Raw genomic sequence first — 11,954 nt, 5'->3', positions numbered from 1 at the left:
AGCTTATCCTCTTTTCAATATAGGTTTTAAATACTGTCCGGTATAGCTCCCCGGGGTGTTTGCAATCTGCTCCGGAGTACCGGTGGCAACGATTTCTCCGCCTTCGTCTCCGCCCTCCGGACCGATGTCAATAATATAATCCGCGCACTTGATTATGTCAAGGTTGTGCTCGATCACGATCACGGTATCGCCATTATCGACGATTCGCTGCAAAACCTCCAACAGCTTTGCGACGTCATGCGTATGCAGACCGGTAGTCGGCTCATCCAACAAAAACAGCGTCTTGCCGGTTGCCTTGCGCTGCAGCTCACTGGCAAGCTTGACCCGCTGGGCTTCCCCGCCGGACAAAGTGGTTGCGCTCTGACCGAGCTTAATATAACCGAGTCCCACATCATACAGCGTCTGCAGCTTATGTTTGATCTTCGGAACTCCGGAAAAGAAGCTGATCGCTTCCTCCACTGTCATCTCCAGAACATCATAGATATTTTTATCCTTGAATTTTACCTGCAGCGTTTCTTCATTGTAACGCTTGCCTCCGCATTCCTCACACGGCACATAGACATCCGGCAAAAAATGCATGGAAATTCTCAGGATTCCATCTCCCTGGCAGGCTTCACAGCGACCGCCCTTTACGTTAAAGGAGAAGCGGCCCTTTTCGTAGCCACGCTCTTTCGCATCCGGAGTTTGTGTGAACAGATCGCGGATATCATCAAACACCCCGGTGTAAGTAGCCGGATTGGAGCGCGGTGTACGCCCGATCGGATCTTGAGAAATATCAATGATCTTATCAATATTTTTGATGCCCTTGATCTTGTCGTGCTTGCCCGGCTTCACATGCTGACGGCCCAAATGCTGAGCAATGCCCTTGGAGATGATCTCCGTAACCAGTGATGATTTGCCGCTGCCGCTCACTCCGGTTACTACCGTCATCACGCCCAGCGGAATGGTAACGTTGACATGCTTCAGATTATTTTCATAGGCATTCACAACTTCCAGTTTTTTTCCGTTGCCCTTACGCCGTATCATCGGTACATCAATCTTCCGTTTGCCGGATAAATACTGACCGGTCAGCGATGCCGGATTGTTCATTACCTCTTCCGGTGTTCCCATGGCAACCACGTTGCCGCCGTGCACGCCGGCTCCCGGACCGATATCAATAATATAATCGGAAGCCCGCATCGTATCTTCATCATGCTCGACAACAATCAAGGAATTACCAAGATCGCGCATATTCTTCAGCGTATTGATCAGACGGTCATTATCACGCTGATGCAGACCGATGCTCGGTTCATCCAGCACATACAAAACACCGCTCAGATGAGAGCCAATTTGCGTAGCCAAACGAATTCGCTGAGCTTCGCCGCCGGACAGGGTGCCGGCCAGACGATTCAATGACAAATAGTTTAATCCGACATTGCTTAAAAACGTCAATCGCTCTCTGATTTCCTTCAGTACCAAAAAAGCAATTTCCGCTTGCTGCTTGGTAAGTGTCAGCTGATCCATGAAACGTAACGCGTCACGTACGGACATCTCAGTCCATTCATAAATATTTTTACCGCCGATACGGACACTCAGCGCCTGCTCGTTCAGTCTTCTCCCGCCGCATTGCGGACACTCTGATTCACTCAGGAAGGTCGCATACCAATCGCGGCTCATCTGAGAAGAAGTTTCCCGATAGCGGCGTTCGATCAGCGTACAGATACCCTCGATATATTCATTACGTTCCGAGGTATTGCCGGACTTAGAATAGATTTTATAGGAGATCATATCCTTAGAGCCATACAATAAAATATCCAGCTGCCGCTTCGTCAGCTTATTGATCGGTTTATCGATACTGATTTTATAATAATCACAGAGTGCTTTAAATCGCTGCCACTCCAGATTGTCCTTATGCAGGATATTCTTATAATAGACAATACCGCCTTCATGGATGGTTTTACTGCGGTCCGGAATTAAATAATCCAGATCGACCTTCATCGTTACCCCCAGTCCTTTACAGCAGTCACAGGCGCCAAACGGCGCATTAAAGGAAAATAATCGGGGTTCCAGTTTAGGTATGGAAAAGCCGCAATACTTACAGCTGTAATTACTGGAGAAAAGAATTTCTTCTCCGTTGTAAGCTACGATGGCGTTGCCCTCTGCCAATTTCAGTGCTGATTCTAAAGAATCGTGCAATCGGGAACGATCATCGCTCTTAACAATACGATCTACAATCACATCAATATCGTGTTTATTGTTTTTTTCCAACGGCTCCATGTCCTCAATCAGATGAACCTCGCCGTCAACCCGTACACGAATGTATCCTTCCTTTTGAAGTTTTTCAAAGAAATCCTTGTGGGTACCTTTTTTCCCCCGCATAACCGGGGCCAAGATCATAAGTCTGGTCTTGTCTTCAATCTCCATTACCCGATCGACCATCTGTTTGATCGTCTGAGATGTGATCGGCTCATGATGGGTCGGACAGTACGGTACGCCGATACGGGCATACAGCAGCCGCAGATAATCGTAGATTTCAGTAACTGTACCTACGGTCGAACGCGGATTATTACTGGTCGTTTTCTGATCGATGGAAATGGCCGGTGACAGCCCTTCGATACTGTCTACCTCCGGCTTCTCACTGTTGCCTAAAAACTGTCTGGCATAGGCGCTCAAACTTTCTACATACCGCCGCTGACCCTCGGCATAAATCGTATCAAACGCCAGCGAGGTTTTGCCGGAACCGGATACTCCGGTCATAATGACAAATTTATCACGCGGAATTTCAATATCGATGTTCTTTAAATTGTTTTCCCTTGCTCCCTTTATTCTAATGAATTCATTATTCATGGTAATCACCTCATATCATTACATGCTCATTTATTATACCCTACTTAGGATAAAACTTCTAATTTTTAGCCCGCCATTATATGCAAAAAAGCGGCTTAGCCGCTACTTTGCATCCTTAGCCCAGCGTTTCAGCGTCGGGAAATACTCATATGCCCGCGCCCGCAACTGCGCCTCACTCATTTCCGGAAATGCCTTTGCCTCAAACGGCAGGCATCCTTCAATCATCTGTTCCATCGTACACTCCTGGGTGAAAGCACCATCCTGATAGCAGTATTTACAATAATCACCGCTTTTGCTTCCGTCTTTTTCAAGACCGCTTTCCTCCAGATGATCTCCCAGCGGCATGCCGCAGGACTGACAAAATTTCATTTCTTTCATATGCTCATCTCCTTTATGAGCATAGCTTATCACATCCAATATGACATCCTATGTCATATATAAAAAAGTTTACAATTATTCTTTCCATTGATGATGCTTCATATCAACATTACCATTCTTTAAGAAGGTTACTCCTTCCGCTTCCAGCCGTGCGCGCTGATCCGCAAAGTCAAGTGCGAGACGGCCATTGTGTCCAACGACTCGATGACAGGGAAAATCTCCATAAGATCCGGCTTCATGCAATGCTCTGCCAACCAAGCGCGCATGCTTGGGCTGACCGGCAAGCCGCGCCAGCTGACCATAGGAAGCCACTTTCCCGGCAGGTATTTCTTCCATGATGGCATAAATATTGTAGTAGAAATGATCGTGATCCTGCATGCTTATCACCTCTTTTATTCATTATAACGCAGCTTGCTTTCAAAACGGAAAAGAAAAGCAGAAAGATATTCTTTCCGCTTTCTGATTTATTTCTTTTGCTTTGATGAGCAACAGGTGTTTGCCATCTTCGGTGCCTTTGGATCCGGATCATCAAAATAACGTCCCGGCTTTGACAGATCGAAATACAGACGGCTGTCTTCACTCATACCAAAGTTTCGATTACTGCCTTCATCGCCGATTTTATTGAGAGCCTCACAAAACAGCGCATTGTGTGCTTCCTCCCGTTCCAGCAAAAACATGATTGTTTCCTTGACATATTTGTCGTCAATCTGCCGATACAGATACTCATAAACAACCTTTGCCCGCTGTTCACTAGCGATGTCCGCCAGCAAATCGGCCGCCAGATCGCCGGTAACCGTGACATAATCTGCGGTCCAAGGATTACCACTGGAATTAACCAGGGCCGGATTTAGTCCGAAGGTAACCATGGTTTCGATTTCACCATTCTTCACCTTGCGGTAATCAACATCATCACCGTTCAGCAGATTGATCGTTTCCGCAACCATTTCCATATGGCTGAGCTCTTCTGTTCCGATATCCAGAAACAGGTCTTTAAAGACCGGATCCTTGGCCCGAAAGCTCTGCGACAGGTACTGCATAGCCGCCTTTAATTCTCCGTTGTTGCCACCGAGCTGTTCCTGCATGAGAACGGCATATTGCGGATTGGGCTTTTCAACTTTAACCGGATGTAACAATGGTTTCTTGTGTTCAAACATATACATTCACTCCTTTACAGGATTAGTGTGCGGCAGTAAAAGACAGTCTATGCGTAAAAAAGACACCCATAGTGAATCCATCGCAATGGCAGGTTACGATTTCCGTGAAAGCAGCCTGAAAAAAACAGCCCTCAGGCTGTTGTTGAAGCTTTCTTCTGTGTTTTCTTTTCAATTCGGCGATTCATTTCTTCACGCAGCAGGGTATAGCAAACAGCAAAGGCCGGAAGCCCCAGCAGCATGCCCATAAAGCCAAACAGTCCGCCGCCGATCGTTATCGCAAACAATACCCATAATCCGGACAGACCAACCGAATTTCCGACCACGCGGGGATAGATCAAATTTGATTCAAACTGCTGGAGACAGATTCCGAATACGATAAAAAATAAGCCCTGGATCGGATTAACGAACGCTACCAGCAAAGCGCTGATGCCAACGCCCATGATCGCACCGAAAATCGGTATGACATTGGTACAGCCGATGATCACTGAAAGTATCGGCGCATAGGGAAAGCGCAGAATCAGACATCCGATATAACACAGTACCCCAATGATGACCGCTTCGATCAGCTGACCGCTGATAAAGCTCGCAAAGGTGCGATTCGCGATCGCGGCAACATGAGTCAGATAATCGTTTGCCTTATCCGGAGTAAAAGCATACATCATGCGCTTGGTTTGTTTGATTAGTTTATCTTTGCTAATAATAAAATATACGGTAATGACCAAGGTCAAAAACAGATTGGTGACCCCTGAAGTAATCCCCTTTGTCACATCGACAAGAGCCGGCACCAGATTTGTCAGCACAGACATGATACCTTCCTGTATCTGATCTGAATAATTATTTAACTGCTGTTCCACCGCGCCGTTAATTTCAAATTTATCGATCAGATTGACGATTTCCTTTTGCAGCGACTCCACATACGCCGGGAATTTATCGATAAAAGCCAACAGACTGTCTAACAGCTGAGGTACGACAATTTGAAAAATAAAGGCAGCTACGATCAGGATGACCAAAAGACTCAGAATCACACAGAGTCCTTTACGGAACCTGTTAATCGATTCCGGCAGTTTGCGGTCAAAAAATTTCATCGGCAGCTGAAATACATAAGCAAGTCCAAACGCGTACACGAACGGACGCAAAAGCCCCAGCACATCGAAAAACCAGCGCTTTAAATCCTGAAAATTCAGTATCACCAAAACCATACAAGCCGCATAGGTGATGATCAACAGAATATGCTTCAGGGTAAAATTAAATTTCTTATCAAAAACCATAGACCCTCCTACTCGTTTCTAAGCTCCAAAAGGATATCGCGCAGCTCTGCCGCACGTTCAAAGTCGAGTACTTTCGCGGCTTCCCGCATTTCTTTTTCAATATTTGTGAGCATCTTCTCTTTGTCCTTTTTACCCAGTTTCGCTTTTTTGTTAATATATTTCGCCGTCATTTCCTGCGTTTCTTTACTATGGACAGCCTCATGGATCGGCTTGATGATCGTTTTCGGCACAATGCCATGTTCTTTGTTATAGGCAATCTGAATACTGCGTCGGCGGTTGGTCTCATCCAATGCGTACTGCATGGAATCAGTTATTTTATCGCCGTACATAATTACGCGGCCATGGGCATTTCGCGCCGCACGTCCGATGATCTGTACCAGCGAACGAGATGAACGCAAGAAGCCTTCCTTATCCGCATCCAAAATCGCAATTAAGGATACTTCAGGAATATCCAGTCCTTCACGAAGCAGGTTGATACCGATCAATACATCATATTTTCCTTTACGCAAATCGCGGATAATTTCCGTACGCTCGATCGTTTTGACTTCATGGTGCAGCCACGCTACTTTGAAGTCCATACCCTTCAGATAAGCCGTCAAATCTTCCGCCATACGCACGGTCAGGGTGGTTACCAGCGTACGCTCGTTGCGTTCAATTCTGGTTCTGATCTCATCAACCAGATCATCGATCTGACCCATTGTCGGACGAACCTCTACTTCCGGATCCAGCAGACCGGTCGGACGAATGATCTGTTCGATTACTTCACCATGAGTCGTTTCCAGCTCATAGTCACCAGGCGTAGCCGAAACAAAAATTGCCTGATTGATCAGCCCTTCAAATTCCTCAAATCGCATAGGACGGTTGTCTAACGCACTTGGCAATCGGAAGCCGTAATTCACCAATACCTCTTTACGGGCCCGATCGCCATTATACATACCGCGTACCTGCGGCAATGATACATGGGATTCATCTACAATCAGTAAAAAATCATCCGGAAAATAATCAAACAGCGTATAAGGTCGAACTCCGGGCTGGCGTCCGTCAATATGCCGTGAGTAGTTCTCAATGCCAGGACATACACCAAACTCCCGCAGCGCTTCAATATCATAGGTAGCACGCTGTTCCAGCCGCTGTTTCTCCAACAGCTTGCCTTCCTTTTCAAAATATGCAAGACGATCATCCAGCTCTTCCTTGATCGTTTTACAGGCGCGCAGTATGATATCGTGATTGGTCGCATAACCGCTTGCCGGATAAACGACATATACAGTATAGGCATTCAGCACTTTACCGGTCAGTGCATCCACCTCACAGATTCGTTCGATTTCATCATCGAACAATTCAATCCGCAGTAAATAAGCATCCGTATGTCCGAATGCAATTTCAATACTATCGCCGCGCACGCGAAAACATCCCCGCTGTAAATCAATATCATTGCGAGTGTATTGGCGGGCTACCAGCTGTCCTAAAAGCTTCTTTCGATCAATCTTTTCCCCAACCCGAATGGTGAAGAACATCTCTCGGTACTGATCCGGATTGCTGGCACCGTAAATGCAGGCTACCGATGCGATGATGATCGTATCTCTGCGCTCCAGAATGGAGTTGACCGCAGCCATTCGCAGCATATCCAGTTCTTGATTGGTCGTCGCATTCTTATCAATATAAGTATCACTGCTTGGCAAATAGGCTTCCGGTTGGTAATAATCAAAGTTTGATACAAAATATTCAACCCGGTTGTTCGGAAAAAATTCTTTGAATTCAGAATACAACTGTCCGGCGAGGGTTTTATTATGCACAAAAACGAGCGTAGGCTTATTCACCTGCGCAATTACGTTTGACACAGTAAAGGTTTTTCCGGTTCCGGTAGCTCCCAGCAGCACTTGTGTTTTCTTACCTTCTTCAATTCCCTTTACCAATTCCCTGATTGCCTTGGGCTGATCACCCTGCGGCTTATATTCCGAAACCAAATCAAATAATTTATTTTCCATGAACGACATCAACCGCCTTTATCATTTGTGTATCGAGTGTATCATTGTGTTCATGCCAATAGATCGATGCCGAAGAATTCAGCGACAAAATGACCTTTTTATTGATGACTCCTGTTACTTCAAGTCCCTTATCCTGCTGATACTGCCGCAGCGCCTGTTCCGTCTTTACTGAGAAATAGCCATCGGTACGATCCACATCATAACCAATGAATTTCAAATAATACTGTGCCGCAACACAAGCCTCAGAAACACTGTCAACCTTAAATTTCTCTTTTTTGATATCCCTAGACAGCCCAATGCTCAATGCCGGATCAAGACTTACCACATAATCGGGCTTGATACCGACACCGTTTACCTTTTTCCCTTTGGAGGTAAACCACTGTGAGGTCGTATATTTTAATACACTGCCGTCATCAAAAGACTGCGTAACCTGAGCAGTACCTTTACCATACGTAGTTTCTCCGACAACCTTGGCGTTTACCTGTTCCTTCAAGAAACCGGTCAGCACCTCGGCCGCGCTGGCTGTATCATTATTTACCAAAACCGCGATCTGATCATAACGATACAACGGATACTTTTCCAGAGTCTTATATTTCGTTCTGGTTCCATCCTTAGTTTCTTCAATAAATACAGTTTTATTCTGCGGGGTAAAGTAACTTGCCATCTGCTGCGCCGCGGTTAAATAACCTCCGGAATTATTGCGAAAATCCACAATCAGTTTTTTTACGCCCTGCTGCTTAAATGATTCCAGATATTTGCCTACCTCTGAACCGGTCGTTTCTGCAAAGGAAGTAACCTCCAGTACACCAATCTGTCCTTCTTTGACATAACCGACAACAGAGCTTTCCACTTTTCTACGCTCTACATTCAAAGTAACTTCCTTGTTCTCTCTCAAAACGCTGATTTTCACTTTTGTGCCGGCTTTGCCCTTCACGATTTCACTGATCTCATCGGCCGTCATTCCTTCAACTGACTTCCCTGCTACTTTCACGATGTGATCATTTTCGATCATCCCGGCTTCTTCTGCCGGAGAGCCCTTAAACACGCGGCTTACAATTCCCATATGCCCGTCTGAATAATATTGAATGCCGATTCCCACAAAGCTGCCCTGCAAAGAACTGGTAAAGTCATTTGCCTGCTGTGCGTCCATATAGACAGTATGCGGGTCTTTCCCACTGTCTACCATGCCGGTTATCGCACCATTATATAATGTGGATGACAACTTCTTTTTATCCTTGCCGAAATACCATTTATCATGCATTACCTCATAGATTGTCTGCAGCTTTTTAGCATCCTCATTCGCCGTTATCGAATTCTTATCAAGCAGCATGGAAGACAGAAAACCGATGACAAAGCAGACTACACAAAAAGCTGCTGTCATGATTCGGTGTGTCCGTTTAGCCTTTTCCGCCGCTATCTCATCCGGCCACTTATGTCTGACCAGCTTATACCTCACTACTTTTTTCTTTTCTTCCATGATCTTCACCTCAATGTAAATATTCTATTATACTTTTATAACACCTTTCATTGAATCATACAACCATTTCCTAATATATGAAAACAAGACAAACGTCTTGTTTATTTACGTATCACATGTTTTATTTTCCGCAGAGCTTGATATAGTCGGTATATGCCCGGCTTACAGATATACTGAAAATCACCGATCAATTCAATAACATAGCCTGAAAAACCTCTTTTAAACTCATAGATACCCCAATCCTCCGCAGATTCATTGAAAATACCGGAGATACCATAAAAATTATACTGATCAAACCCATGCTCCATACCATACTGCATCATGGTCCACTGCAGCGCATAGGGAGCATTAAACTTCATATAGTGATCGTAAGCCGCTGAAAACAGATACATGACTTCCTTGCCATATGTAATAAAGTAAGCCGCTGCCAGAAAAAGCACATCTCCTTCTTTGGCGAGCTCTGCCGCTTCCTCCTGTTTTTTACAATTTACACCCTGAGCTGTTTTCAATTCTTCGATACGCTTCGGCAGCTTTTTATTCTCCGGCTGGCTGTTCCACTTTTCTTCAGCCTTTGCCAGCTCCTGCTTCAGCTTTTCCGCTTCTTCCATCAGCGTCTTTTGATAAGCCGATACATCAAGCTCCGCACACAGCGCTTTGATATGATCATATTTTTTAAAGATGGTCATCATGCCTTCATAATAATGCATGGTATGATCGGAGAAGCCGCGTCTTTCACATGTATGCTCGGTCATGCGTTTAAATTGAGGAAGATCCGCCAGCGTCATTTCACGTATCCGCAGATTGAATTTTTTTGTTTTATTGATATTGCGGCGAGCCCGCTGATCAAACTTTTTCAGCAATGTTTCAGGTGTTTCACCCTTCAGATTTAAAGCAAACATCCAGCGCGGTTCACTCGTATCGTCATATCCGCGAATAAATCCCGTATGCTGGTATCCCATGGCCAAAAAGCTGTCTACGACATCCTGATTATGAATGCCGCCAGGTACTGCATCACCATTGATATCACGCTGTTGATACCACACATATGGATCAACTTTCAGATACATACAGCGAATGGTTTTTAAATACGTTAGCAGTCCTTTCTGAAACTGCTCCAATAAATCCCGATTATGATAATCGATCAGCATGCCCCGCATGATCTGTGCCTGCGTAGTGCCAAGAAAAAGATTTCGGTATGAAAGCATTGCCGCCGCATGTACGGTATCATCCTGCTTCAGCCCTACATATACTACCTTCCAGCCATTCCATTCCCGCAGCTCTCCCATATCGATACTCTGCCAAAAATGAGCATTTTCATAAGCTTTGGCATACTGGTCAAATTCCGTTTTCGTCAATTCTACAAATTTCATACTGCATCTTCCTTTACGTATTGTTTATTATACCATAGTTTAAGAATTTTATCGGATGAAAAAAACGGGCTGTAAAACCCGTTTTCGTTTATGGGAATAGATTTTCCGGACGTTCTCGGCATGGAACTCTGCGGCCATTCTCGCAAGCGCTCGCAGCGCCGGTATAGCCCCAACCTGCACCATAGGCGAAGTCCGCTGTCCGGTTAAACCGGCCGGCAGCTTCCACCAAAGACATATTTCCAAGATAGATAACCTCAATATGACAATGTGGACCAGTAGAATTACCGCTGGAGCCAGCCTGTGCGATGATTTCACCGCGGGCTACCGAGCTTTTTCCTTTCGCGTAGAAATTTGCCTGCCGCAAATGGAAGAAACTGATAGCGTATGTCGTTCCGTTTACCTGAGTAAGCAGAGAAATACTGTTTCCAGCTCCTGCCGGATGTCCCACCATAGAGCCTAAGTTATATCCGTTATCTTTTGATATGGGATTATTTGCATACATAACCAGTGAATTAGACGGTGCCACGATATTGGTTCCGTAGGATACCGCATAATCTACCCCAAGGTGCGGTCCGCCGCCACTGTAATAGAACGGACGTTCTGTGATATAGGAACCGGGAACCGGCCGCGTGAACCCGTTTGGATCCTCACCGCCGCTGGTATCTCCGCCGGTACCGATATTGATGTTGTTCATACCAGACTGAAGATCACTGATGTTCACTTTGGCATTACGCATTTTTTCTTCGATTGATGCCTGCAGCTTCTGATATTCTGCCAAGGCTGCTTCTGTTTTTGTGCGCATCGTGACCTGAACCGCCTTCTGTTCTTCCAGATCGTCTTTTGCGGTTTGAGCTTCAGCCTCCAGACGCTTTTGTTCACCCTTAGCTAGGTCCAGCTCTTCCTTATCTTTTTTCAAGGATTCGATCTGATCCTGGTCATTTTTTGTAATTTCCTGAATTCCATCCATGATCCGCATAAGATCGACCAAGTCCTTAGCACCCATAATAAAATCTATGTACATGTTTGAACCCAGCATCGGTTGTTCTGAAATCATCCGTTTTTTAATACTTTCATCACGCAGATCAATATTCGCTTTGATTTTAATGATTTTGCCATCCAGCTCCGCAATACTGTTGCGAATCGTATTCAAAGCCGATTCTTTCAACGCAATATCACTATCCAGCTTATCAATTTCTTTTGAATATTTATTAACGAGCGCTGCCAAATCTTTGGCATTGCCCTTCGCATTAGCCAGTTCTTTATCCAAGCCGGCTAAACTATTCTGTAATTCATTTTGCTTCTGAGCCAAATAATCGCGAAAGCGCAGACATTGATTTGCTTCCGCCTGCGTCTGCTGCGGAACACTGCACTTGTTCTGCCAGTAATCCTCATTCCCGCTGAATTCATTTGCCTCAATATTCGATGAAAGGGGCAGAATCATACACGCAGCCGCTATGCCTACAAGTAATTTCCTCTTCATGTCGCTCCTCCTTGTA

General features: G+C 45.3%; 9 protein-coding genes. All 9 read right to left on the bottom strand.

What is annotated here, in order from left to right; genetic code table 11:
- Window positions 1–3: 3 nt before the first annotated feature.
- Window positions 4–2,826 carry an excinuclease ABC subunit UvrA gene (gene uvrA, locus GSF08_RS02405; protein ID WP_160624278.1) on the bottom strand — a complete coding sequence of 941 codons (2,823 nt, stop codon included), beginning with the start codon at window positions 2,824–2,826 and terminating at the stop codon, window positions 4–6.
- A gap of 102 nt (window positions 2,827–2,928) precedes the next feature.
- Entirely contained in the window at window positions 2,929–3,204 is a 276-nt protein-coding gene (locus GSF08_RS02400; RefSeq protein ID WP_160624277.1) for a zinc ribbon domain-containing protein, read from the bottom strand.
- 75 nt (window positions 3,205–3,279) lie between these two features.
- A complete protein-coding gene (locus GSF08_RS02395) occupies window positions 3,280–3,582 on the bottom strand; it encodes an MGMT family protein (protein ID WP_160624276.1) in 303 nt (100 codons plus the stop codon).
- Between the two features lie 86 nt (window positions 3,583–3,668).
- A complete protein-coding gene (locus GSF08_RS02390; RefSeq protein WP_160624275.1) occupies window positions 3,669–4,358 on the bottom strand; it encodes a manganese catalase family protein in 690 nt (229 codons plus the stop codon).
- Between the two features lie 131 nt (window positions 4,359–4,489).
- Window positions 4,490–5,626, bottom strand: coding sequence for an AI-2E family transporter (locus tag GSF08_RS02385; RefSeq protein ID WP_160624274.1), 1,137 nt, complete (start codon window positions 5,624–5,626; stop codon window positions 4,490–4,492).
- An 8-nt stretch (window positions 5,627–5,634) separates the two neighbouring features.
- Window positions 5,635–7,611 carry an excinuclease ABC subunit UvrB gene (gene uvrB / locus GSF08_RS02380; protein ID WP_160624273.1) on the bottom strand — a complete coding sequence of 659 codons (1,977 nt, stop codon included), beginning with the start codon at window positions 7,609–7,611 and terminating at the stop codon, window positions 5,635–5,637.
- Entirely contained in the window at window positions 7,601–9,088 is a 1,488-nt protein-coding gene (locus tag GSF08_RS02375) for a S41 family peptidase (RefSeq protein WP_160624272.1), read from the bottom strand. Before GSF08_RS02375 ends, uvrB begins: the two co-directional genes overlap by 11 nt.
- A 101-nt stretch (window positions 9,089–9,189) precedes the next feature.
- Complete coding sequence (locus GSF08_RS02370) at window positions 9,190–10,458, bottom strand: aminoacyltransferase (RefSeq protein ID WP_160624271.1); 1,269 nt, start codon at window positions 10,456–10,458, stop codon at window positions 9,190–9,192.
- 88 nt (window positions 10,459–10,546) lie between these two features.
- Window positions 10,547–11,938 (bottom strand): murein hydrolase activator EnvC family protein, encoded by a 1,392-nt coding sequence (locus GSF08_RS02365; protein WP_160624270.1) that lies wholly within the window; start codon window positions 11,936–11,938, stop codon window positions 10,547–10,549.
- Window positions 11,939–11,954 lie beyond the last annotated feature (16 nt).

It is taken from the genome of Copranaerobaculum intestinale (assembly GCF_009831105.1).
Classification (GTDB): Bacteria; Bacillota_I; Bacilli_A; order Erysipelotrichales; family Erysipelotrichaceae; genus Copranaerobaculum; species Copranaerobaculum intestinale.
Note: the sequence above shows the minus strand (reverse complement) of the source record. Positions and strands in the feature narration are given on the sequence as shown.

What these genes read in the sequence shown, in the direction of transcription:
- GSF08_RS02370 (WP_160624271.1), bottom strand. Translation starts at nt 10,458, where the DNA reads ATGAAATTTGTAGAATTGACGAAAACGGAATTTGACCAGTATGCCAAA.
- GSF08_RS02365 (WP_160624270.1), bottom strand. Translation starts at nt 11,938, where the DNA reads ATGAAGAGGAAATTACTTGTAGGCATAGCGGCTGCGTGTATGATTCTG.
- uvrA (WP_160624278.1), bottom strand. Translation starts at nt 2,826, where the DNA reads ATGAATAATGAATTCATTAGAATAAAGGGAGCAAGGGAAAACAATTTA.
- uvrB (WP_160624273.1), bottom strand. Translation starts at nt 7,611, where the DNA reads ATGGAAAATAAATTATTTGATTTGGTTTCGGAATATAAGCCGCAGGGT.
- GSF08_RS02375 (WP_160624272.1), bottom strand. Translation starts at nt 9,088, where the DNA reads ATGGAAGAAAAGAAAAAAGTAGTGAGGTATAAGCTGGTCAGACATAAG.
- GSF08_RS02385 (WP_160624274.1), bottom strand. Translation starts at nt 5,626, where the DNA reads ATGGTTTTTGATAAGAAATTTAATTTTACCCTGAAGCATATTCTGTTG.
- GSF08_RS02400 (WP_160624277.1), bottom strand. Translation starts at nt 3,204, where the DNA reads ATGAAAGAAATGAAATTTTGTCAGTCCTGCGGCATGCCGCTGGGAGAT.
- GSF08_RS02390 (WP_160624275.1), bottom strand. Translation starts at nt 4,358, where the DNA reads ATGTTTGAACACAAGAAACCATTGTTACATCCGGTTAAAGTTGAAAAG.
- GSF08_RS02395 (WP_160624276.1), bottom strand. Translation starts at nt 3,582, where the DNA reads ATGCAGGATCACGATCATTTCTACTACAATATTTATGCCATCATGGAA.